The sequence below is a fragment of the Dyadobacter bucti genome (assembly GCF_005869225.1).
Classification (GTDB): domain Bacteria; phylum Bacteroidota; class Bacteroidia; order Cytophagales; family Spirosomataceae; genus Dyadobacter; species Dyadobacter bucti.
The window spans coordinates 165,292-187,387 of the sequence record NZ_SWFP01000006.1 but is presented as its reverse complement, the minus strand read 5'-3'; the positions used below and the strand labels follow the sequence as shown (position 1 = coordinate 187,387).

21 protein-coding genes are annotated in these 22,096 nt (G+C 46.2%); 13 read left to right on the top strand and 8 right to left on the bottom strand.

Annotated elements, in window-relative coordinates; translation table 11 throughout:
- The first annotated feature begins 32 nt into the window (after positions 1-32).
- The 3 genes from FBF61_RS20505 to FBF61_RS20495 are packed head-to-tail and all read left to right on the top strand — an operon-like array spanning position 33 to position 4,848.
- Positions 33-1,217 (top strand): sialidase family protein, encoded by a 1,185-nt coding sequence (locus FBF61_RS20505; protein WP_138480815.1) that lies wholly within the window; start codon positions 33-35, stop codon positions 1,215-1,217.
- 5 nt (positions 1,218-1,222) lie between these two features.
- Entirely contained in the window at positions 1,223-3,454 is a 2,232-nt protein-coding gene (locus FBF61_RS20500; protein WP_138480813.1) for a hypothetical protein, read from the top strand.
- Between the two features lie 5 nt (positions 3,455-3,459).
- Positions 3,460-4,848, top strand: coding sequence for a DUF3748 domain-containing protein (locus FBF61_RS20495; protein WP_229215148.1), 1,389 nt, complete (start codon positions 3,460-3,462; stop codon positions 4,846-4,848).
- A gap of 6 nt (positions 4,849-4,854) precedes the next feature.
- Here the strand turns inward: FBF61_RS20495 and FBF61_RS20490 are convergent, their stop codons facing one another.
- On the bottom strand, positions 4,855-5,955 hold the full coding sequence (locus tag FBF61_RS20490) for an SGNH/GDSL hydrolase family protein (RefSeq protein WP_138480811.1): 1,101 nt from the start codon (positions 5,953-5,955) through the stop codon (positions 4,855-4,857).
- 69 nt (positions 5,956-6,024) lie between these two features.
- A complete protein-coding gene (locus tag FBF61_RS20485; protein WP_138480809.1) occupies positions 6,025-7,056 on the bottom strand; it encodes a LacI family DNA-binding transcriptional regulator in 1,032 nt (343 codons plus the stop codon).
- 182 nt (positions 7,057-7,238) lie between these two features.
- Here FBF61_RS20485 and uxuA point away from each other — a divergent pair, with 182 nt between their 5' ends.
- The 6 genes from uxuA to FBF61_RS20455 all read left to right on the top strand — a co-directional run bounded on the left by uxuA (position 7,239) and on the right by FBF61_RS20455 (position 14,658).
- Positions 7,239-8,453 (top strand): mannonate dehydratase, encoded by a 1,215-nt coding sequence (gene uxuA, locus FBF61_RS20480; protein WP_138480807.1) that lies wholly within the window; start codon positions 7,239-7,241, stop codon positions 8,451-8,453.
- 15 nt (positions 8,454-8,468) lie between these two features.
- Complete coding sequence (locus tag FBF61_RS20475) at positions 8,469-9,266, top strand: SDR family NAD(P)-dependent oxidoreductase (RefSeq protein ID WP_138480805.1); 798 nt, start codon at positions 8,469-8,471, stop codon at positions 9,264-9,266.
- Positions 9,267-9,407: 141 nt separating this feature from the next.
- Positions 9,408-10,247 (top strand): ThuA domain-containing protein, encoded by an 840-nt coding sequence (locus tag FBF61_RS20470; RefSeq protein ID WP_138480803.1) that lies wholly within the window; start codon positions 9,408-9,410, stop codon positions 10,245-10,247.
- A 155-nt stretch (positions 10,248-10,402) separates the two neighbouring features.
- Positions 10,403-11,839 (top strand): Gfo/Idh/MocA family protein, encoded by a 1,437-nt coding sequence (locus tag FBF61_RS20465; protein WP_138480801.1) that lies wholly within the window; start codon positions 10,403-10,405, stop codon positions 11,837-11,839.
- A 150-nt stretch (positions 11,840-11,989) separates the two neighbouring features.
- Positions 11,990-12,979, top strand: coding sequence for a PDDEXK nuclease domain-containing protein (locus FBF61_RS20460; protein ID WP_138480799.1), 990 nt, complete (start codon positions 11,990-11,992; stop codon positions 12,977-12,979).
- A 5-nt stretch (positions 12,980-12,984) separates the two neighbouring features.
- Positions 12,985-14,658 carry an N-acyl-D-amino-acid deacylase family protein gene (locus FBF61_RS20455; protein WP_138480797.1) on the top strand — a complete coding sequence of 558 codons (1,674 nt, stop codon included), beginning with the start codon at positions 12,985-12,987 and terminating at the stop codon, positions 14,656-14,658.
- Positions 14,659-14,743: 85 nt separating this feature from the next.
- On the opposite strand, the gene FBF61_RS20450 is transcribed toward FBF61_RS20455, so the two are convergent.
- The gene (locus FBF61_RS20450; protein WP_138480795.1) at positions 14,744-15,604 is read right to left on the bottom strand and encodes an AraC family transcriptional regulator; all 861 of its coding nucleotides are present in this window, start codon (positions 15,602-15,604) and stop codon (positions 14,744-14,746) included.
- A 258-nt stretch (positions 15,605-15,862) separates the two neighbouring features.
- On the opposite strand from FBF61_RS20450, the gene FBF61_RS20445 reads away from it, so the two are divergent.
- The 4 genes from FBF61_RS20445 (at position 15,863) to FBF61_RS20430 (ending at position 18,132) form a co-directional block, all read left to right on the top strand.
- A complete protein-coding gene (locus FBF61_RS20445) occupies positions 15,863-16,291 on the top strand; it encodes an META domain-containing protein (protein ID WP_138480793.1) in 429 nt (142 codons plus the stop codon).
- Positions 16,292-16,564: 273 nt separating this feature from the next.
- Complete coding sequence (locus FBF61_RS20440; protein WP_229215147.1) at positions 16,565-17,377, top strand: sugar phosphate isomerase/epimerase family protein; 813 nt, start codon at positions 16,565-16,567, stop codon at positions 17,375-17,377.
- An 81-nt stretch (positions 17,378-17,458) separates the two neighbouring features.
- Entirely contained in the window at positions 17,459-17,752 is a 294-nt protein-coding gene (locus tag FBF61_RS20435; protein ID WP_138480789.1) for a type II toxin-antitoxin system HigB family toxin, read from the top strand.
- Positions 17,749-18,132 (top strand): helix-turn-helix domain-containing protein, encoded by a 384-nt coding sequence (locus FBF61_RS20430; RefSeq protein WP_138480787.1) that lies wholly within the window; start codon positions 17,749-17,751, stop codon positions 18,130-18,132. The genes FBF61_RS20435 and FBF61_RS20430 overlap by 4 nt, the downstream gene beginning before the upstream one ends.
- Positions 18,133-18,138: 6 nt before the next feature.
- Here the strand turns inward: FBF61_RS20430 and FBF61_RS20425 are convergent, their stop codons facing one another.
- The 5 genes from FBF61_RS20425 to FBF61_RS20410 form a co-directional block, all read right to left on the bottom strand.
- Positions 18,139-18,615, bottom strand: coding sequence for a YdeI/OmpD-associated family protein (locus FBF61_RS20425; protein WP_138480785.1), 477 nt, complete (start codon positions 18,613-18,615; stop codon positions 18,139-18,141).
- Between the two features lie 72 nt (positions 18,616-18,687).
- A complete protein-coding gene (locus FBF61_RS20420; RefSeq protein WP_138480783.1) occupies positions 18,688-20,115 on the bottom strand; it encodes a glycoside hydrolase family 125 protein in 1,428 nt (475 codons plus the stop codon).
- A gap of 79 nt (positions 20,116-20,194) precedes the next feature.
- Positions 20,195-20,506 (bottom strand): hypothetical protein, encoded by a 312-nt coding sequence (locus FBF61_RS35120; RefSeq protein WP_229215146.1) that lies wholly within the window; start codon positions 20,504-20,506, stop codon positions 20,195-20,197.
- Positions 20,490-21,476 (bottom strand): acyltransferase family protein, encoded by a 987-nt coding sequence (locus tag FBF61_RS20415; RefSeq protein ID WP_229215145.1) that lies wholly within the window; start codon positions 21,474-21,476, stop codon positions 20,490-20,492. Before FBF61_RS20415 ends, FBF61_RS35120 begins: the two co-directional genes overlap by 17 nt.
- 26 nt (positions 21,477-21,502) lie before the next feature.
- Positions 21,503-22,057, bottom strand: coding sequence for a GNAT family N-acetyltransferase (locus FBF61_RS20410; protein WP_138480781.1), 555 nt, complete (start codon positions 22,055-22,057; stop codon positions 21,503-21,505).
- Between the last annotated feature and the right edge of the window lie 39 nt (positions 22,058-22,096).

Here is a 22,096-nt window from a genome sequence, read left to right as displayed (position 1 = left end):
TCCCGACAATCGGAAGGAAGAAAAACATTACAATGAAAAAATTAATATTACTACTTATCTTATCCATTGCTTTTAAAGCAGGTCTTTTTGCCCAGTCGGCAGCTGTTTTACAGCAAACACTCATTTTTCCGCCACAGGAAAAACACGTCCACGGAAGCAGCATTGTCAGTTTACCAAACGGCGATTTTCTGGTGGCTTGGTTTCAGGGAAGCGGCGAACGCACCGCAGACGACGTCCGGATCATGGGTGCGCGCCTTAAAAAAGGAGAGAAAAAATGGAGTGAGCCTTTCCTCATGGCCGATACTCCCGATATTCCCGACTGTAACCCGGTACTTTTCCTGAATGCACAGGGAAAACTTTTTCTGATATGGATTGCAGTCCAGGCCAATATCTGGGAACATTCGATCCTGCGCTTCCGGACATCTACCAATTACAATGGCAATGCTGCCCCTGATTGGAATTGGCAGGATGACATTCTGCTCAAACCGGATAACAAATTTGCAGACGAAATTGAGAAAAAATTCAAAGACCTGCCTCCCTACTCCGCTGGCTGGGCGGGATATGCTCCGAAATACGATGATATGATCATTGAAGCAAGCAAAGATCTTCCCAAACGCAGCATTGGCTGGATGACACGGATCAAACCGCTCCTGATGGAAAACGGACGGGTCATTTTACCACTCTATTCCGACGGCTATAATCTCTCGATGATGGCCATTTCTGAAGACAATGGAAATACCTGGAAACCGGGCCTGCCGGTTGTAGGGCGCGGACCGATCCAACCCGCGGTTGTACAGAAAAAGAACGGAAACCTGGTTGCCTATATGCGGGATAGCGGCGACGAACCCACACGTGTTCATGTAAGCGAGTCGTCGGATAAAGGCGTAAGCTGGACAGCTACAAAAAAAACGGATATCCCTAATACGGCCAGCGTCGAGCTTTTGGTTTTGAAAGACGGGAAGTGGGCCTTTTTTGGTAACGATATTGATGATGGCAGGTACCAGTTAAGCTTGCGGATCTCTGATGATGAGGGCAAAACCTGGAAATGGAAAACCTTTATAGAAAATGATCTTTCCAAAAAAGGGGGCTATTCCTATCCTTCGTTAATTCAGACAACCGACGGTATGCTTCATATCACCTACTCCCATCATCCGGAAAAATCTAAAAAATCCATTAAGTATGTAGTCGTGGACCCACGAAAAATTGTTAACCAATGATTCTGATGCGTAAATCCCTTTATTTCTTTTTTCTGTCACTCGGTCTTGCCGGGATATATGCCTGCTCGAAAAATTCAGCAAAGCAGCCTGTGTATGAAGACAAGCCTTTTACACAGGACCTTAGTGTAAAATATTACAGTGACACCATCAGCAACCATTTGCTGCAAGCATTTTCGGACCGCAACGGGGCCATCAAAGTATTTTCCAAAGAGGGCATGCTGCATCCCTATGATGGGAAATTCCTGTATCCCGGCAGCCTTGATCCCGACAAGTCATATCGTTTTTTGACAGATAAAAAAATAGCCGCCACAGGACTTTATGACCAGCAGATCGTGTATCTAAGCGATTCGGTCGTTTTCAGCAATGCCTGGGCCGGCAAACTTTTATCGAGGCACGGGCTCCCGGGAGCGGCCATTTTCTGCGGGGGCAAGGATTTCGAATTCCTCGTTTCTGACGGTAAATCTTTGCAACTGATCAAAGATTCGAAGACGCTTTGGGCCAGAGATCTGTCCGGTGACGAAGCAATAGCGATTATTTATCAGCAGCAGGCAAATCAGTTCTGGATTCTTGGAAAAAAATCCCTGTCTACATTTTCCGCTGCCGGCAACCAGCTTACGAAGGTATTTGACGGTTCCGATTTTACGGCTTTCGACCTGGCTGATCAAGGTAAAAACCTGATCATTGGCACGACTGACGGGTACATTACTTTTGACGTAGCAGCCAAAAAACAAACAGGCGCTATTAACAAAAAACTGCCGTCTGCCCATATTACGGCAGTCAAAGAAATTAACGGGAAAGTATGGTTTGGAAGTAATGATGGTGCATTCGCACTTCGGGCCGACGGGAAATTTGACTATTACTACGGAGAACGCTGGCTGCCGGGTAACAAAGTGATCCATATTTCAGAAGGCCCGGAAAACTCTGTTCTCGTGCTGACGACAGCGGGATTGGGTCAGATTGTCTTCAAAAAAATGACGCTGGAAGAAAAAGCTATGTTTTTTGAACAACAAGTCAGGCTCAGACACATCCGGAACGGCTTCAACGCGACACTTTCCGGTATGGAGCATGGTAAGCTCTCAACCGGGTCCATGGAAGATTCCGACAATGACGGACTTTGGACCTCTATGTACCTTGGCGGAGAAATTTTCAGATATGCTGTAACTAAAGACTCTGCCGCTCTTCAAAACTGCCGCGAGTCGCTGGATGCTATGGAAAGATTGTATTCCATCAACCCGGTACCCGGTTTTCCTGCAAGATCTTTTGAACGGGCCGGACATATCAGCGAACTTCACGACGCGGAGCGCTGGCAGCATTCGCCTGAAAAGGAATGGGATTGGAAGTCGACCACCAGCAGCGACGAAGTAATCGGTCATATTTTCGCCTTTGGCGCGATGGCTGAGCTCATTGATGAACCCTCCATGCAAACCAGGGCTATTGCGCTGATTGATACGGTGATGTCACATATTGTGAAAAACAACATGTACCTGATCGATTACGATGGTAAACCTACGATGTGGGGCAAATGGAACCCCGAGTATGTCAATGCTTTCCCGGAAAATGTGGGCGACAGGAAACTGAATTCCTCTAATATCATCGCCATGCTCCAGACGGCGTACCATTTTACCAAAAAAGAAAAATATAAGGAAAAAGCCTTTGAACTCATGACGAAATACGGTTATCTGGAAAACATGATGCGACCTATGAGCGTGATTGGTAAAGCGCCGGAAGACGCAGACGAGCACGCCAAACACATGTCGGACGGCTGGAACCACTCGGATGATGAAATGTATTTTGTGGGTTACTGGGGATTGTACCGCTATGCTTTCAATGATACACTGAAAGCTAAATACAAAGAATCCATCATTGACCACTGGAAAGCAGAGAGACCTGAAAAAGAAGGTGCATGGAACATTTTCACAGCACTGACAGGTGCCGATGAATTTGATCTGAACGAAGCTGTGTGGTACCTGCAGGAACATCCGCTGGACCTGATAGACTGGACAATCAAAAACAGCCACCGCAAGGATATTGATCTGATCACACCGGATTTCCGTAAACAAACTACGAAGGAAGTGCTTCCGCCTGATGAACGTCCGGTACAACGCCACAACGCGAATATGTTTAACCTCGACAGAACCGGAGGGAACGGCCGGTCGGAGCATAGCGCCGGCGACATTTGGCTGCTGCCTTACTGGATGGGGAGATATCTAGGCGTGATCAGTACACCTCAAAAATAGGTCTTATGCATACTCCCGGACTCAACGTATTTTTAATTTTATTCCTTTTTATGCCCATGCTATCCTGTCAGAAAGAAGCCGATACCAACGAAAAGCAGATCACAAACGACCTGAACTACCACCACGACCTGGACAACAACGACAATTTTTCGCCGGACGGAAAATGGCTGGTTTACGACACGCGTACTGACGACGGGGGAATTGCAGCTTCGGCAAAAATCGAAAAGGTAAATATCGAGACCGGTGAGAAGAACATATTATTTGAGATAAAAAACAATGAAATCTGGGGCCCCGGTGCAGGCGCTGTCAGTTACAGCCCGAAGGAAAACGCGGTTGTCTTCATTCATGGGCTGGCAACCAGTACCAGGGAAAATCCTTACCAGCAATGGAGGAGAACTGGCGTGATCATTGAAGATTCTAATCCGGGAGTACCGGTTTACATGGATGCCCGCGATGTTACATTCCCGTTTACGCCCGGCGCACTACGCGGAGGCACGCACCGGCACGAATGGAGCGGCGACGGACAGTGGATCGGATATACTTATAATGATGCGATACTGAAGGCCCTGGAAGATTCCACGGGACAAAAGAAAAATTTAAGAACAATAGGGGTTTCCAGGAAAATAAAGCCTGTACACGTTGATCAAAACAGTGAAAATATTTCCGGCGAATGGTTCAGTGCACTGGTGGTCCGCACGGTGCCTGAGCCTGCACCGGGAACCGACGAGATCAGCCATGCCGCCAGTGACAGCTGGGTCGGAGCGAACGGTTATGTACACAAAAATGGCCACCGGCAGATAGCGAGGGCTTTCCTGGGAACTGTAAAAGACAAAAACGGAAAAGAAGTGACCGAAGTCTTCATTGTGGATATCCCCGATGACATTACAAAGGCAGGTGAAAACGGACCGTTGGAAGGAACCGCCACAGATTTCCCAATGCCGCCAAAAGGCACGGTTCAGAGAAGGCTGACGTTCACCGCGGACGCCGCATATCCAGGTTGCACGGGCATTGTCAGATCTTCACCGGATGGAAGCAGCCTGGCATTTTTTGCCAAAGATCAAAACGGCATTGGACAGGTTTTTACCATTTCCCCCAATGGTGGTCAGCCTGCGCAACTGACCCAGCATGATGCCGATCCCTCCGGAAATATCCGCTGGCATCCCGACGGAAAACACGTTAGTTATGTTTTCAAAGGCAGCATCGTATTGTGCGCTACCGGAAACGCACCGTTTGAAGAGAGGCTTCGGATATTGACAAAACCGACAACTCCGGCACCGACAAACACAGTATGGTCACCCGACGGGACCAAAATCGCATTCAATCGTTTGGTTAAAGCAGAAAACGGTGGAAATGCTTCGCAACAGATATTTGTTGTGGATGTGAAGAGGATGTAACTTCAATCAATATCCTTGATCAATCAAAACCCCGAGAATTTCCTGTGCATACCAGCGGATCAGGAAATCGTTGGGGTGATTGATGTTGTTTCCGGTCATGTCCTGATACGATTTGTGCTTTAACAATTCCCGGTGTACCGCCGACATATCCACCATAGTAATGCCGGGAGCGACCAATTCCTCCAGAACCTTCGCAAATTCAGGCTGCGTTCCCTCAAAAAGTGACTCCGGATTAGGAAGCATCGTTGCGATAAGGATAAATTCAGCATTTTTATTGCTTTCCCTGACCTGACTGATCATACCACTGATATTGTCCTTAAACTTCTGAGGGTCAAGCTTGCCGGTTCCGTCATTCATACCAAATGCCAGGATCACCAGATCGGGACTATGCGCAATCACATTCTCCTTAATCGTTTCCAGTCCCCATTTGGACGTTTTGCCGCCGACGGCTGTATTGGTAAAATTGATGTTACCCTGATAATGCCTCTTTAACTTCTCAACCACGAGCGTTCCCCAGTCCGGCAGCTTTGGATCCGCTCCTGCCCTCCCACTCGAATTGGCCCCGGCAGCAATGCTGTCGCCATACAATAGAATCCTGACAGGTTTTTTATTCCGCAACGCATCAATGGTGACGGGTAAGGCATCAGGTTTAAAAACAGGAATTAGTCCCTTCCATTCATTGCGGCGATGTTTATAAGTCACCGCCAACTGGCGCTGATGAAAAAAATCTCCTTCCTGGTGAAGCACTCTGCCCCCACCTTTTTTCGGGAAAAACTTTTTTGCCGAATCCGCATTCAACTGCGAATCGGTCATAAAAACTGCTTTCGATCCGGGCAGCAATACAATCCTTCCATCCTTATATTCCCAGTCCACATGCTCTTTATAGACGGTATCTAGTCCGGAATTGCTGACGGACAAAATTCGCCGGGGCTTGAATAAGAGTCTTGACTCAGGCTGTTTTCCGTCTTTCGAGACCATCATGACCGATTCATTATACATGATCTTACTCTTCCAGAAAGGTTTCAGGGATATATCGATCAAATCGTCATGCTGCGCCAGTGCGGGCAGGGATACCAGCATGACAGTTAACCACAGTAAACTTCTCATTTGTTTTAAAAATAGAATTAACAGGAAACACCGGAAAGGTATGTTGGTAGTAAAAGGAGATCTAACCACTTAATTACCCTTCTTTTTGCGCAGAGAAGAACCTCTTATGATCAGTTCCGAATCCAGAATTATGCTGCTGGCGGGATGAATGCTGCTGTGCCCGTTCAAATGATTGATCATTGTTTTCACAGCTACCTGACCTATCTGATCGCCCGGATAGTGCACAGTGGTGAGATTAGGCTCGATTACCTGTGAAACCGGATCATTATTGAACCCTGCTACCGCTACATCGCCCGGGACTACATAACCGATTTCTTTCAATGCCTGGATACAACTCACCGCACAAACGTCGCTGGCCAGGAAAATGCCGTCAGGCCGTGCCGGTAAAGTGTGCAGATATTGCGCGGCTGCCTTTCCGGCCTCCTGCCCCAGATCCGTCACCAGGATAAGGGATTCGTCCTGTGGAAGATCAAATTCGGCAATCGCCCTTTTATATCCTTCCATACGTCCGGCGTAAACATTTCTCTTCAAATTTCCGGTCACATGCAGGATCCGGCTGCATCCTTGTCCGACCAGATGCCTGGTCACTTCGTAACCTGCCTTCACATTATCGATTGTAACACCGGAAAACCGGGCATCACCGATAATGCGGTCAAAGAAAATAACGGGGATACCTTTTGCGACAAAGCTTTCAAAATGACCGGCATCGTCTGTATCATAGGCGACAGAGGCCAATAAGCCATCCACCATGCTGTTGAACATCGTCCTGGCATTTGCAATTTCTTTTTTAACCGATTCCAGGGACTGGCTGATGATCAGGTTATACCCTGCTTCATTCGCTACTTCTTCCATCCCGGCCAGCACCGCAGACATAAAATTACTGTTCAGGCGAGGGACGATTACGCCAAGCGTGTTGGTTTTTCGCTTCCGCAAATTACTTGCAAAAGTATTGGAACGATAACCTAGTTCACTGGCTTTGGTTACAATTGAAGTTTTGGTATTGATATTGATCGCAGGATGATCATTCAAAGCCCTGCTAACTGTGGCCGGAGACAAACCCAGTATTTTCGCGATATCGTAAATCGTAATCTCCTTCTCCATACTCAATTCTTTTCAACCAAATGTAAGGGAAATCTGACGCCACGTCGTCAACTGGCATAACAAGTAAAATATGCAAAACCAGATTCCGGTTGTGAAGATCAGAACTTTTTGCAAAATTTATGCAATCGATTGCAATACAAATTAATATTAAGATATTTATACCATAACAAATAAATTTCCAGATGATACACACCATGCGCTGGTTCGGCCCTAACGATCCTGTTTCTCTGATGGATATCCGCCAGGCCGGATGTATCGGGATAGTCAGTGCTTTGCATCAGATACCCGTCGGAGAAGTATGGTCGTCGGAAGCTATTGAGGAGCGGAAGCAGATCATCGAAGAAGGAAATGACCATTACACTCCCTTGAACTGGCTGGTCGTGGAAAGTCTGCCAGTGCATGAAGACATTAAAAAAGGCCTTCCTTCCCGCGACTTGTACATCGAAAATTACAAAGCTTCGCTCCGAAATCTGGCAAAATCAGGCATCTATACCGTTTGCTATAACTTCATGCCGGTACTCGACTGGTCGCGTACTTCCCTGAATTATACTTTCCCGCAGGGGCATAAAACGCTAAGGTTTGTCTGGGAAGATTTTGCCCTTTTTGATATGTATATCCTGAAAAGGCCGGGCGCCGCCGAAGACTACGAACCAGAGATCCGGGAATCGGCGCTTGCGAAGTTTCAAAACATGTCGCAGGCTGAAATTTCCGAACTCACCAATACGGTATTGCTTGGTCTTCCCGGCTCGGAAGAGGCTTTTGAGCTGACCAATTTTCAGGATTTGCTGAATGCCTATGCCCATATCGGAGACAAGGAATTGCGCGACCACCTTTATTATTTTATCAGCCAAATCGCGCCCGTCGCCGATGAACTGGGGATTAAGCTGTGTATCCACCCCGACGACCCACCTCGGTCGCTTCTCGGCTTGCCCCGTGTCGTCAGCACCGAATCTGATCTTGAACAATTATTGCAAGCCAGCAATTATCGTGCAAACGGCATCACTTTTTGTACGGGTTCGCTGGGCGTGAGAGAAGACAATGACTTGCCGGGAATGGTGGAGCGTTTCGGAGACAGGATACATTTTGTTCATTTAAGAACTACTAAAAGAGAAACCGGTCTCCCGAATGGTCACGCCAAAAACTTCCATGAAGCCCCGCATCTGGATGGCGATGTGGATATGTATGCTGTGGTAAAGGCATTTTTGGAAGAAGAAAAAAGACGAGCATCGCGGGGATATTCTGATTCGAACCTACCTATGCGCCCCGACCACGGATTTCAAATGCTCGACGATCTTCAAAAACGGACCTATCCCGGCTACTCGGCAATCGGCAGGCTCAAAGCCCTGGCGGAACTACGCGGCCTGGAAATAGCTATTTCGAGGGCTCAGGAAAATTAATTACAAATAATTTACATGGAAACAGCAAATTCGACACAAGAGGCAGGGACATCATTTGCCGATATATTTTCACTTGAAGGAAAACTGGCACTGGTTACCGGTGGCGGAAGCGGGATTGGCTTACATATTGCCCGCTGTCTGGTACAGGCAGGCGCAAAAGTTGCAATCACCGGCAGAAGGGAAGCTGTTTTACAGGAAGCAGTAGCATTGCTTGGTTCGCGGGCCAGCTATTTTGTCAATGATATTACGGATTTGAAAACCATTCCGGATCTGATCCAGGTTATTGAAACCACGCTTGGCCCGATTGACATACTAGTCAACAACGCAGGTATTAACATGAAAAAGTTCGCTCTGGAAGTTACAGATGATGATTTTGACAGGATTGTACAAACCAACCTTCATGCGGTTTTTTCCATTACCCGGGAGTGCGGCAAAAGGATGGTCGAACGCAAAAAAGGTTCTGTCCTGATGATCACATCTATGGCGGCACTGTATGGAATCGACAGGGTGGTTGCTTATACAGCCTCCAAATCAGCGGTAGGAGGTATGGTAAAAGCTCTCGCTACTGAATTTTCACCGCATAATGTCAGGATCAATGCCATTGCCCCCGGATTTATCGAAACTCCGATGATGCTCACTGCCATGAACGGCGATCCTTCCCGCCGCGACAAAGCCATGGATCGGACGCCCATGGGAATATGGGGCAAACCGGACGATATCGGCTGGGCCGCAGTGTTTCTGTCTTCCGAAGCAGCCAAATTTATTACGGGTGTTTCTTTGCCAGTGGATGGCGGCAATTCTATTGGATTTTGAAAGAAAAAATGAATCGTAATGTTATTGTTGACCTGAAATTCAGAATTGAACATACTTACATTCTACCAGAAGAAGTTAACTACAGACCGTAATGAACTGAAATGCAACGTTTTTAAACAGACATACCAAACCCAATCATAAATGAAAAAATACAATCCCCTGACCGCATTTTTTTGCTTTCTGTTATTTGCAATTTTGACATCGGCAGGCCAGTCTTATGCGCAGAAGATCAAGTGGAGCAAGGTTAAAATTCTGGTCTACACAAAAAATGGAAAAGGATATGTGCACGACAACATAGCAAGCTCAGTAGCTGCTATTCAGGCACTGGGCAAGCAAAATGGATTTGCAGTAGATGTGACAGACGATCCCTCAAAATTCACCGATGGAAATCTGAAACAGTATGATGCTCTGGTTTTTTCCAATACCAACAACGACGTGTTTGACACCGACGCACAGCGCGTTGCATTGATGCGCTACATTCAGGCCGGAGGAAATTTCGTGGGCCTGCATTCAGCCTCAGGCACTGAGAGAAATTGGAAGTGGTTCAAAAACATGCTGGGCGGAACATTCTTCTGGCATGAGCCCGGGCAAGGTTTTACTGTAAATATTCTCGACAGGAAAAATCCGTCACTAGCACATTTACCGGAAAAATGGGTCCGGGAAAAAGATGAGTTCTATTTTATTAAGGAATTGGGCGTAAACCTGAATGTGCTGGCAGTTAATGACCACACAACCATCCAAAAACCTGCGGGCAAGGCGTTGGATACCTTTGGCACTGTGTTCCCGTCGGTATGGTGGCATGAATATGACGGAGGCCGTGCGTTTTACACATCGCTCGGACATGAAAAAGGAGATTATGAAAAAGAAGATCTTAAAAAACACATCCTCGGCGCGATCGAATGGGCAATAGGCCCTCAGAAACCCAGAAATTACTCCAAGTCATACGCCAAAACCCCAAAAGACGCCATCAAACCAAACTAACAAACAACATCAACCCCAAAGGCCTGAAAGGCCCCCATACCTCAACGTCTGGCACCGCCGGACGAGCAACCGGACAGGCACCGCCGGACGAATACCAGGACAGGCGCATCGCCAACAGTTCAAGTCAAAAGACAATAACCTTAATCCCGGACTATATGAGCACCAAAGCAGAAAATAATCAGGACAGAAGATCCTTCCTTAAGAAGGCAGCCACCGGCACCGCAGGTATTATCGCAGCATCGGCTTTTCCAACCATCGTACCGTCAACCGTTTTTGGCAAAAATGCGCCCAGCAATAAGATTAATATCGGACAGATCGGATTCGGCCGGATCGGATCGTCCCACGATTTGCCGGAAGTAATTAAGAACGAGGCCGCTCACGTCATTGCAGTTGCCGATCTTGATAAAAACAGACTGGCACAAGGAAAGGTGTGGATTGAAAAAAAATACGCGGAAAGAACTGGAAAAGAAAAGTACCTGGAAGTAAAAACGTACGACGACTACCACGAAATCCTGGCCAGAAAAGATATTGACGCGGTCATTATCAGCACGCCCGATCACTGGCACGCCCAGCCTGCTATGGAGGCAGCCGTGGCTGGCAAGCACATCTATATGCAAAAACCGACGTCCCTTACCATTAAAGAAGGACGCATGATGGCGGATATGATTATCAAAAAGAAGGTGATTTTTCAACTGGGAAGCCAGCAACGCTCGATGAACCCCTGGCCGCAATTCAAAAGAACCTGCGAGCTCGTCCGAAACGGAAGAATAGGACAGCTGAAAAAAGTTTATGTTGGACTTCCGGGCGATCCTGCCGGTGGTAATCCGGCGCAAATGCCTGTCCCCGCTAATCTGAATTATGATATGTGGCTGGGGTCCACGCCGGAAGTTTACTATACACTCGACCGCGTCCACTCCCAGACCGATATGCTGAACGAACGGCCGGGCTGGCTGCGACTGGAACAATTCGGAGCCGGAATGATCACCGGCTGGGGCTCGCACCACATCGATATTGCTCACTGGGGCATGGACACAGAACTTACAGGACCAATTGAAATTGACGGAAAGGCCTCCTTCCCTGCTAAGGGTTCTGGGTTATGGGACGTCCACGGAGATTTTTTAGTGAATGCGAAATACGCAAATGGAGTGGAAATGGAGATCGGCGGTACAAACCCGAACGGTGTGAAATTCGAGGGAACCGATGGCTGGATATTTGTTTCACGCGGGAACGTTGGTGTTACTGCATCTGATCCCGGAGCTGCGGCAAATGGCGCGAAAAATGAAGCTTTTTATGCCAGCGACAGTAAAATTTTAGGTTCGGTTATCGGTGAAAATGAGGTCCATTTGTACGAAAGCCCGGAGCAGCATCAAAACTGGATCGAAAGCATACAAAGTGGCAAGCAAACCGTCAGCCACGCCGAAATCGCCCAGCGTTCCTGCACAGCCTGTCTGCTCGCACATACTGCTATGAAGCTTCGAAGAAAGCTGAAATGGGATCCTAAAAAAGAAGAATTTATCAACGACCCCGAAGCAAACGCCACCTTGTCCAGGCCGCAGAGAGGGCCTTACGGTACCACTAAGGTAAAGGGCTGATGTAGAATCGCAGTTTATTTGCATTTAATTTCCGGTAGTTCTTCATGGAATTACCGGATTTTTTTATACCCGGATATAGTCTTTGCTTGAACTTTTGCATATTTATTTTTGAATACATCTACACAAACACCACACTCTTAAAAAAGCACTATGAGTTACCCCCAAACCGAAAACGCTCTTTTCGCTTCCGTTAAAGATATTATTATCAATGCCAGGCAACTTGCCTACCGCAACAGCAACAGTATATTGCTTAATATGTACTGGCAAATAGGAAAGCTGGTCGTGGAAGATGAACAGCAAGGAAAAGAGAAGGCTGCCTACGGGAAGGCTGTTTTAAAAACTTTGAGCAAACAACTCACAACCGAGTTTGGAAAAGGTTTTGACGAACGTAACCTGAACAATATGAGGGCTTTTTATATTGCATTCCCAATTTGGAACGCAGTGCGTACCGAATTGAGCTGGACGCATTATCGTATAATCAGTCGCGTTGCAAATGAAACATTCAGAACACAATATGTAAAGTTAACTATCGAAGGCAACTGGGACACAAGATCATTGCAGCGAAATATAGACAGCAATTATATTGGCAGATCCATCGAACCCGCAGAAAGTAAAAAACCGGCTCCAACTAATTTCATAAAGGATCCATACATTTTTGAATTTCTGGGATTCCCTTGGGATTCTTCCCTGACAGAAAATAACATTGAAACAGCCTTGATCAATCATCTGCAAAAGTTTTTGATGGAGTTAGGCAAGGGATTCGCTTTCGTAGCCAGACAACAACATATTGTAACAGACACTTCCGATTTTTTTGTGGATCTGGTGTTTTATAATTATTATCTCAAATGTTTTGTGCTGATAGATTTGAAAACCAGCAAACTGTCGCATGCTGATATCGGGCAAATGGATATGTACGTGCGGATGTACAACGATTTGAAAAAAGGAAGCGACGATAACCCTACAATAGGCATCATCCTTTGTACCGAAAAAGACGAGACTATTGTAAAATACAGCGTACTGGCTGAAAATGAACAGCTTTTTGCCAGCAAATACAGGCTTTATATGCCCAAAGAAGAAGAATTGAAACAACTGATCGAGCAAGACAGAATTAACTTCGAACTGGATCATACAACCCCTTGACTTATATGAAATCATCCCTCCTGTTAATTGCAGCCAGTCTGATTATTCTCTCCTGTAACTCCAAAACGGAATATGATACCATCATTCGAAACGGAACGGTTTACGACGGCAATGGCGGAAAACCTTTTGCTGCGGATATCGGGATCAATGGCGATACGGTCGCATTCATAGGGGATTTAAAAAATGCTTCGGCCAAAAATGAGACTGACGCAAAAGGCAAAGCCGTATCGCCGGGGTTTATCAACATGCTAAGCTGGGCGGACGAATCCCTGATCCAGGATGGCCGAAGCCAGAGCGATATCCGTCAGGGTGTCACGCTGGAAATCTTTGGAGAAGGGTCAAGCATGGGACCGATGAACGCTGAAATGAAAAATAGTCTTCAAAAGTCGCAGGGAGATATCCGGTACAAAGTAGAGTGGAATACGCTCGGCGAATACCTGAACTACATGGAAAAGAAAGGTGTCAGCTGTAACATTGCATCGTTTGTGGGTGCAGGCACGCTCCGCACTTATGTGATAGGAGAAGATAACCGGGCCGCTACTCCGGCAGAACTGGATAGTATGCAGTTACTCGTAAAACAAGCGATGGAAGAAGGGGCCATGGGTGTCGGTTCGTCCCTCATTTATCCTCCCGACTTTTTTGCCAACACCCAGGAACTGATCGCTCTTTGCAAAGAAGCAGCCAGGCATGGCGGTATGTACATTTCGCACATGCGGAGTGAGGGAAACAAACTCGATGAAGCGGTTGAGGAGCTGATCACCATTGCACGGGAAGCAAACATACCTGCCGAAATCTATCATATCAAAGCAGTGGGAAAGGATAACTGGCATAAAATGGATGGTATTATCAAACGCATCGAAAAAGCCCGTACCGGTGGATTGAAGATCACCGCCGACATGTACACTTATATAGCCGGGGCAACCGGCATGACGGCCGCATTCCCTCCGTCTTTGCAGGATGGTGGTTTTGGCAAATTGTGGCAACGCTTACAGGACCCGACGATACGTGCCAGCATGAAAAAAGCAATGAACACCAACCCAGCCAACTGGGAGAACCTTTACTATGGAGCGGGATCCCCTGAGAATGTCCTTTTGCTGGGTTTCAGGCAGGATTCTTTGAAAAAATATACCGGAAAAACCCTGGCCGAAGTTGCCAAAATAAGAGGTACTTCCCCCGAAGAAACGGCAATCAACCTGATCGTTGATGACAGTACGAGAATTGGAGTTGCCTATTTTTTCATGACAGAAAGCAATTTAAAGAAGCAGATCAGCCTCCCCTGGGTAAGCTTTGGTTCGGATGCTGCCAGCTACAGTCCCGAAGGCCCGTTTTTAAAATCGCAGCCTCATCCAAGATCTTACGGCAATTTCGCCCGGGTAATCGGACATTATGTGCGTGACGAAAAGGCGCTTTCGCTGGAACAGGCCATTTACAAACTGGCAAAGCTACCCGCTACCAACCTGAAACTCAAAAAACGCGGGGAATTAAAAGCCGGCAATTACGCAGACATCGTCATTTTTGATCCGGCAACCGTGACTGACCACGCTACTTTTGACAAGCCCCAGCAGTTCGCCACCGGCGTGTCCGATGTATTTGTAAATGGGGTTCAGGTTTTGAAAAATAATGAACATACTAATGCTAAGCCTGGAAGATTTGTAAAGGGGCCGGGGTATAAGGAATAAACGAGGGCAAAATTTACCTTCGAAATTAGAACAAGGGCGAAAATCGGTGATTTTTGCCCTCGTTTATTAAGATTTAACTAACCCCCTAATAATTCCCTTTGTACTCCCGAGGCGTATGCCCGATGTATTTTTTGAAATTCCTGTTGAAATTGGATAAAGAGTCAAAACCGCTGTCGTAAGCGATTTGAGCGATGGTCCATTTATCATCAAGTAGCAGCTTGCAGGCGTGGCCGATACGGATCTCGTTGACAAAATCGATGAAGGTTTTGTTGGATCTTGCTTTAAAATACCTGCAGAAAGCAGCCTCTGTCATTCCGGCCAGTGACGCCACGTCTCCTAACCTGATTTCCTGTGCAAAATGCTGGAGTACATAATTGTGGACTTTCTGCATGCGTTCCGTCTCCGAAACCTTGAAAGTATTTACATATCCGTAACTGGAAATCGGAGTACCTCCCTGCTCGTGGGCCAGTCGGTGGAGCAGGGTTAACAATTGCAAAATACTCTGAAAACCCTCCGAATGCGTAAGCGACATCAACTCGGCCCTGATGTGTTCCCGGAGCGGGCCCTTGTATTCTATTCCTCGTTTTGAATCCAGCAAAAGCTGGCGCAGCGCCAGCATTTCAGGTTTTTCGAGAAAGTCCTTACCCAAAAAATCTTCCTGAAAATAAAGTACAATACCGTGGGTCGAAAGTGAGGAATCATGTTCGAAATAGGCAGGATCGCTTCGCCATAGATGCGGAACATCCGGCCCTAGAAATACGGTATCTCCCGGTTCAAATGTTTGTATGGAATCCCCGATCAGCCGCTTTCCCGTTCCTTCCAGTACCGTAAAAAGTTGGTAATGCGGATGAAAATGCCAGTTTGGATCAAAATGAGGGTCCCTTAGTTCCTGCACGGTGACAGTGTGGACCTGGCTTTCTATATTTTTGTGAATGGGTGCTTTCATTGATATACCTGAATTTTACCCCGAAACATTACTTCCTGCAATATTAATGTTAAAATATAACTAGTGGACATCCTACTATCTTTTTGCACTAAAATTATCCTTCGGCAAACGATAACTCTCCCGCTAGCGTTGTATTTAGCAGGCTTTACAAACCGTCTGCAGCTAAGTGAAAATGGTATAGTTTTTTATGCATATAATCCACCAAATCACTATCCTGTTTTACATCCTCAAACTTCGTTATTAAAACATTTTACCACTATGAAAAGTCACTTGTTCCTGGCTATGTATACCGTTCTTCCCGCATTGCTCTCCGGCTGTGGAAAGACTACCACGATCAACAGTAACATGGAACTGACGGGAAAATGGAAACTGGAGAGCATTGTGCAGGGGAGTGATACGATCAGCAGGCCTCAGCCGGCAAAGGGAGTCATGGAGATAGGCGTTAATTTTAAAGAAAAAGGAGAACTTGAGGCGACTTCATCAACGAATTACTTGACGGGTTCCTACGAAATAGCTCAGCAAAACACGATTCAGATTGGAGGCGGCGGAACCGAAAGGGCAGAAACGAAATGGGGCAATCTTTTTGTCAACGCATTGCCAAATGTTAACTTGTATGAGCTGAAACCCAACAGATTGATCCTTTATTATGATGATAACAATCAGCTGATATTCAACCGGGCACAGTAACGTCGGGTATACCAATAGCCAATCGCCGGTCATCTAACCAGATGACCGGCGATTTGGTTTATAACGTTTTTTAACTCTTTTTCAGTAAAATGCCTGCATGCATATCAAAATATAGCCGATACTAGTCAAATGAGATTATATGCACCGTCATTTTTTGTCGTAAAATTGTATCAATATTATCCAGATATTTACTTTTTTAAGATAAAGAATTCTATCTAAAATCCGGGCAGCCAAACAGGGTTACCGATCAAAATCGACTTGATGAAGTACAGCATGAATCTTCTCCTTTGGGGAAATCAAATTGACGAGAGCCTTTTTCCTACGCTCGAACTGATAAAAGAAATAGGTTTTGATGGCGTGGAAGTCCCGATATTCAATACCAATCCCGAACACTGGTTTGGCTTCCGCAAAAAGCTCGACGAACTTGGGCTTCTATGCGAAACGGATACGATCTGTGGTCCGGACACACACCTGATCAGCAGTGATCCTGGCATGCGCCGGCATACGATCGAACATCTCAAAAAAGTACTCGACTGCTCACTCGTGCTCGGTGCGTCCAAGCTGATGGGTCCTTACCATTCAGCCCTTGGCGTTTTCAGCGGAAAACCCGCCACTTCCGACGAATGGAAATGGGGCGTAGAAGGCATCTGGGAACTGGCCGAGTATGCCGAATCACTGGATATCATGCTAGGACTTGAATACCTGAACCGGTTTGAATTATACCTTACCAGCTGTGGAGATGAGCTGATCCGTTTTGTGGACGACGTAAACCATTCGAACTGCAAGATCATGTTCGATACTTTTCACGCCAATATCGAGGAGAAAAACATTGGCGATACCATTCGCAAAGCCGGCGACCGGATTTCATTTATCCAGCTTTCTGAAAACGACCGGTCTACACCTGGCAAGGGAAATGTAGATTGGGAAGGTGTTTTTAAGGCAATCAAGGATATCCAATACGACGGCTGGATCAGCATTGAAGCTTTCAGTCCGAAACTACCGGTAGCCAATATCTGGCGAAAAATGTTCGATTCCGAGGAGCAGTTGATGCGGGACGGGCTGGCGTTTATTAAGTCAAATATCTGATAAAAATAATTTTCATAAAATCGCTTAACAAAATTAAGAATTTCTTAATTTTGTTAAGCGATTTTGCATTAACACACACTTGTGATCATCTTCAGCTACAACACTATAAAGTCTTTCGCAGATGCATATCCGGACTCTAGAAATGCTTTGAATAATTGGTATATCATATTTACAAAGGCTGATTTTGCCAATTTTAATGCAGTGCGTGAAATATTTGGGTCTGTCGACGCCGTCAGAAATGACCTTTATGTTTTCAATATCAAAGGAAATCATTACCGGCTTATTGTAAGAATTCATTTCAACGTCAGAACTGTTTATATCAAATTCATTGGAACTCATAAACAATACGACAATCTGGATCTCAACTTATTATGAAAAACAAGTCACTTAAATATAAGGTTACCAACGAAAATGAGCACGCCAGCCTGCTAGCCCGGGTGGACGAGCTGATGCGTAAGGGTGAGAAAAATGTCACAGAAGAAGAGTCTTTGGAAATCCGAGAAATGGGATTGGCTTTACAGGCCTACGAACAGGGAATTTATACTGTTCCCCTGCCCGACACTTTGTCTGATATGATCGAACTTCGTATGTATGAAATGCGGCTTAAACAAAAAGATCTCGCGGAGAACTTGGGAGTGTCTACCGTAAAATTATCTATGATCCTGAACGGCAAACAAAAGCCCGATATTCCTTTTATCAAAGCTCTTCACAAGAAATTGTTGATTCCCGCAGACTTTATACTTGAGCATATATAGTTTCCGCTACACCCCTCCTACCACTTTCAGCCGGTCTATCATTTTTGTAGCCCGGTCGATCCTTGTCTGCACTACGTTGGAGGAGGCTATATAGTGAATAATGCCGCGCTGGTGGCTGGGGGTGAGCTCGTGGAAGAGCCGGTTACCTTCTTCGTCGATGGCCAGAAGTTCAGTCAGCTCTTCTGGCATATCGCGTCCGTAAGTACTTTCGTCCTTCCTTACCTGAACCTGGATTTTATCGCCCAACCTGATTTTCGCCTTTGTCCGGAGGGCAGTAGCTACATTGATATAAAAACCACCGTCCCCTTTTGGCCTGATCGCGCATTGGAATTCCACTTTTTCATTGAGCAAGCAAACCATCCTGACGGGCTTTCTGCCCTCAACAAAAAGCTCTGCAACTTCGTCGGGAACAATAAGGTAATAGAAGCCTCCCTTGCCTGGAAACCTCTCAAGTAATGATTCAAATAGAACAGGGCCAGCCAATTTTCTTATTGGTTTTATAAAAACTGCCGTTGCCGGTAAGTTACAGACAACGGCAGTAGTAATCATTTAATTTCAATAAACCTTCGCCAGCAAGTGAGGACGCTCTTTTTCCAGTTTCAGGATGAGCTCTCCAAAAAGCGTATTGACCCAGGCAAACCATTTCCGGGTAAATTTGGACTGGTCGTCTTTGTCAAACGATTCATGCATAAAACCTGTATTGTTATGCGTGGTTTTCAGCAATTTCAGCTGTGCTTCAATTTCCTTATCATCCGTCGAAGTGATCGCCCGGGCAATAATTCCCATCGGCCAGATCTGATCCACCAAAGTATGCGGGCTTCCCAGACCTTCTCCGGCTTTTCCTTTGAAGAAATATGGATTTGAACCGCTTAAAACAAACTTTCTTGTATTGATGTAAATCGGGTCCTTGACAGACAAGGCCCCCAAGTACGGCAGACTGATCAGACCAGGAATACCGGCGTCGTCCATCAGCAGGTAATTGCCAAAACCATCCACTTCAAAAGCATATATTTTACCGAACTCAGGGTGCGGGTATACTGCATATTTTTTTAAAGCATTCTCAATCTCCGTCGCCAGCGCTTTAAAATCCGCAGCCAGCTTCGCGTCTTTTCCGGTTTTTTCGAGCAGCTCGGCTACTTCCCGGAAGGAAACCACTGCAAAGAAATTGGATGGTATAAAAAACGGATAAATCGCCGCATCATCAGAAGGCCGGAAAGTGCTCGCTATCAAACCGTTTGGTTTTACAGGATTACCATAACCGTTTCCAGGGACAGTATCGGTTGACCAGGACGTAACGCGCCCGAACCTGTAAGATCCGTGACCTTCTTTCCGCTGCTGCACTTTGCAGGTTTCTAACACCAGCTGCATGGCCTTTACCCAATCTGCATCAAACGGGCTCGTATCCCCGGTTGTTTTCCAGTAGTTATAAGCCAGCCTGATCGTGTAACAAAGCGAGTCGAGCTCCCATTTTCTTTCATGCAGCATCGGCTTCATATCCGTTGTATCCTTGCTCCACTCACTTTCTTTCGGACGGTCATAAAACGCGTTCGCATACGGGTCAATGATAATGCATTTCGTCTGGCGGTTGATCAGCCCCGCCACCATTTCTTTCAGTTGTTTGTCTTCTTTCAGCAAAGGCAGGTAAGGCCATACCTGTGCCGTACTATCACGCAGCCACATCGCATCAATATCGCCTGTAATGACGAAAGTGTCAGGTTTGCCGTCAATGGGTTTAAAATGAACGGTGGTATCAATGGTATTGGGAAAGCAGTTTTCAAAAAGCCAGGCCAGTTCAGGATCTTTGATCACTTTTTTCATTCTCACAATCGTAGCCTCAACGGCGGCACTGGTAAAGCTTCGTTTGTCCGCCGCGATACGCACTACGGGAAAGTCTGCGGCGTTTTTGGCAAAAGTCCATTTTGAAGCTGCAACTCCGGCGACGGCCAGTGCACTTGTTTTTATAAAGTCTCTGCGTTGAAACATAGTAACGGGTAAAATTGAATTCTTAAAAAATTTTAAAGAAGCAATTTAGACAAAATTTCTTCACTTTTCTTTAAGAAAGTTAAACCCTGAAGACGAGCTTGTTACGGTAGAGAATAAATAAAATCACAAACCACAAAGCCAGGTACAGCAGCGCATAAGCCAACGAAGCATTCATAGGGTTCACAAACTTCGGCACGATCTGGTACTGATAAAAGTAAGGAACCAGATCCATCGTCTCCTGACCCGCCTCGGCTGGATTATCTACTTTAACAGCATTCAAAACCCGGAATATCATCCCGGAGAAGAAGAAAACAACCATAGGATTAACCCCGAAAATCACGAAAAAGGTTGTCCAGCCGGAGTAGCCTTTCACATCAATGATGTAATACAAAATTCCCAGGCATAGCAGCGCCCAGCCCCCGGCATATAAAACAAAGGAACTCGTCGGAACTCGTCCAGAGTGCCTTGTTGACCGGAAATACAAAATGCCAAAGCCAGCCAATCAGAATACCTGAGATACCTGCGATAAGCAGATAACTTACTTTTTGACTTTTGGAAAAATCCCGTTTGAGCAAAGTCCCCGTCAGCAATCCCGCAATTCCGGTGCCTATTGCTGGTATTGTACTCAAAATTCCTTCCGGATCCCAGGTTTTAGAAGACGCCCACAAATGTCCCGGCAACAACAGATTGTCCAGCCAGGCAGCCAGGTTCGTCCCTTTATCAAGATTGGCCGCTCCTATCCCGGGGACAGGTATCAACGTCATAATCGCCCAGTACCCCATTAACAGCAAAACCGCGACTGCCGCCTGGGTTTTCCAGCTTGTCCGCAGATATAGCAGCGAAACGATAAAATAGACCACAGAAATTCTCTGCAGTACGCCAGGAATCCGAACGTTCTTAAATGCTTCAAAGCCCCCGAAAGCCAGCACCATCATGATGATAAAAATAAAAACAGCTGCTATAAACTGCCTGTTCCGGTCATAATCCGAAAACAATGCGACGACAATGATAGCTGTGATCATCAACCTCACACCTAGCAGCGGCAGACCTTCCAATCCAAAGAACTGGATCTTGTTGAAAAATCCGGAAAAAAGTCCCAGGCAAAAAATTCGCAACGTTCGTGTGACTATTTTTTGCAAAACACCCTTATCCCAGGATTTCTGAGGGGTAGCCAGTACGACCGACACTCCGACAATAAACAGAAAGGTAGGAAAAACGAGGTCGGTCGGGGTGCAGCCGTGCCATTCTGCATGTAACAAAGGTGCATATACGTTACCCCAGTCACCAGGGTTATTGACTATTGTCATCAGGATGATCGTCACTCCGCGCAGAACATCCAGTGAAACAAGGCGGGTTTTCATGAGAGGAAGGCAGTTTGGTTAATTATCTATTGTACTTCCCGGACCATGTGAAAATACCTGTGTCCCAGGAAATCTTTTTCGCCAGCGACATAGAACCCTAGTTTTTCGTAAAGCTTTTTTGCATCCGGGTTCACTTTGTCCACGATCAGCCCTACTCTTTTGAAACCGAGCTGTCTGGCTTTTTCACAAAAAGCCAGAATCAGTTTCTTGCCAATTCCATTTCCCTGATGATCGGTACGCACATTTACACAATCCATATAAAACTCCCCAGCTTCCGTTTCGTCGCCCGGTGTGAAATCCGGATCAGATTCTCTGAGCCGGTCGAGTACTGGCTGCCTGAGTTCCGCGAGCCGCGCGCCGTCATAGCCGGTAACAGAACCGAGAACAGTATTATTCTCCTCGTAAACCAGTGTATGGGCATAACTGTACTGGTTATCGTCTCTTTCGAAAAATGCCTCGAAAAAAGGGACAGCATCTTCATATTGGTCCGATTTTGCAAATATTCCAGCAATGTGCCCCATGGCCAGTACCAGTAGCGGGGCAACCGCTGACGCGTCTTGTGAAGTAGCCGGTCGTATCATAATGGACAAAGTTAAAAAAGACACGCTATCTGCAAGATT

What these genes read in the sequence shown, in the direction of transcription:
- FBF61_RS20495 (WP_229215148.1), top strand. Translation starts at nt 3,460, where the DNA reads ATGCATACTCCCGGACTCAACGTATTTTTAATTTTATTCCTTTTTATG.
- FBF61_RS20465 (WP_138480801.1), top strand. Translation starts at nt 10,403, where the DNA reads ATGAGCACCAAAGCAGAAAATAATCAGGACAGAAGATCCTTCCTTAAG.
- FBF61_RS20430 (WP_138480787.1), top strand. Translation starts at nt 17,749, where the DNA reads ATGAAAAACAAGTCACTTAAATATAAGGTTACCAACGAAAATGAGCAC.
- FBF61_RS20500 (WP_138480813.1), top strand. Translation starts at nt 1,223, where the DNA reads ATGCGTAAATCCCTTTATTTCTTTTTTCTGTCACTCGGTCTTGCCGGG.
- FBF61_RS20505 (WP_138480815.1), top strand. Translation starts at nt 33, where the DNA reads ATGAAAAAATTAATATTACTACTTATCTTATCCATTGCTTTTAAAGCA.
- FBF61_RS20445 (WP_138480793.1), top strand. Translation starts at nt 15,863, where the DNA reads ATGAAAAGTCACTTGTTCCTGGCTATGTATACCGTTCTTCCCGCATTG.
- FBF61_RS20460 (WP_138480799.1), top strand. Translation starts at nt 11,990, where the DNA reads ATGAGTTACCCCCAAACCGAAAACGCTCTTTTCGCTTCCGTTAAAGAT.
- FBF61_RS20475 (WP_138480805.1), top strand. Translation starts at nt 8,469, where the DNA reads ATGGAAACAGCAAATTCGACACAAGAGGCAGGGACATCATTTGCCGAT.
- FBF61_RS20455 (WP_138480797.1), top strand. Translation starts at nt 12,985, where the DNA reads ATGAAATCATCCCTCCTGTTAATTGCAGCCAGTCTGATTATTCTCTCC.
- uxuA (WP_138480807.1), top strand. Translation starts at nt 7,239, where the DNA reads ATGATACACACCATGCGCTGGTTCGGCCCTAACGATCCTGTTTCTCTG.
- FBF61_RS20450 (WP_138480795.1), bottom strand. Translation starts at nt 15,604, where the DNA reads ATGAAAGCACCCATTCACAAAAATATAGAAAGCCAGGTCCACACTGTC.
- FBF61_RS20485 (WP_138480809.1), bottom strand. Translation starts at nt 7,056, where the DNA reads ATGGAGAAGGAGATTACGATTTACGATATCGCGAAAATACTGGGTTTG.
- FBF61_RS20415 (WP_229215145.1), bottom strand. Translation starts at nt 21,476, where the DNA reads ATGAAAACCCGCCTTGTTTCACTGGATGTTCTGCGCGGAGTGACGATC.
- FBF61_RS20420 (WP_138480783.1), bottom strand. Translation starts at nt 20,115, where the DNA reads ATGTTTCAACGCAGAGACTTTATAAAAACAAGTGCACTGGCCGTCGCC.
- FBF61_RS20410 (WP_138480781.1), bottom strand. Translation starts at nt 22,057, where the DNA reads ATGATACGACCGGCTACTTCACAAGACGCGTCAGCGGTTGCCCCGCTA.
- FBF61_RS20440 (WP_229215147.1), top strand. Translation starts at nt 16,565, where the DNA reads ATGAATCTTCTCCTTTGGGGAAATCAAATTGACGAGAGCCTTTTTCCT.
- FBF61_RS20470 (WP_138480803.1), top strand. Translation starts at nt 9,408, where the DNA reads ATGAAAAAATACAATCCCCTGACCGCATTTTTTTGCTTTCTGTTATTT.
- FBF61_RS20490 (WP_138480811.1), bottom strand. Translation starts at nt 5,955, where the DNA reads ATGAGAAGTTTACTGTGGTTAACTGTCATGCTGGTATCCCTGCCCGCA.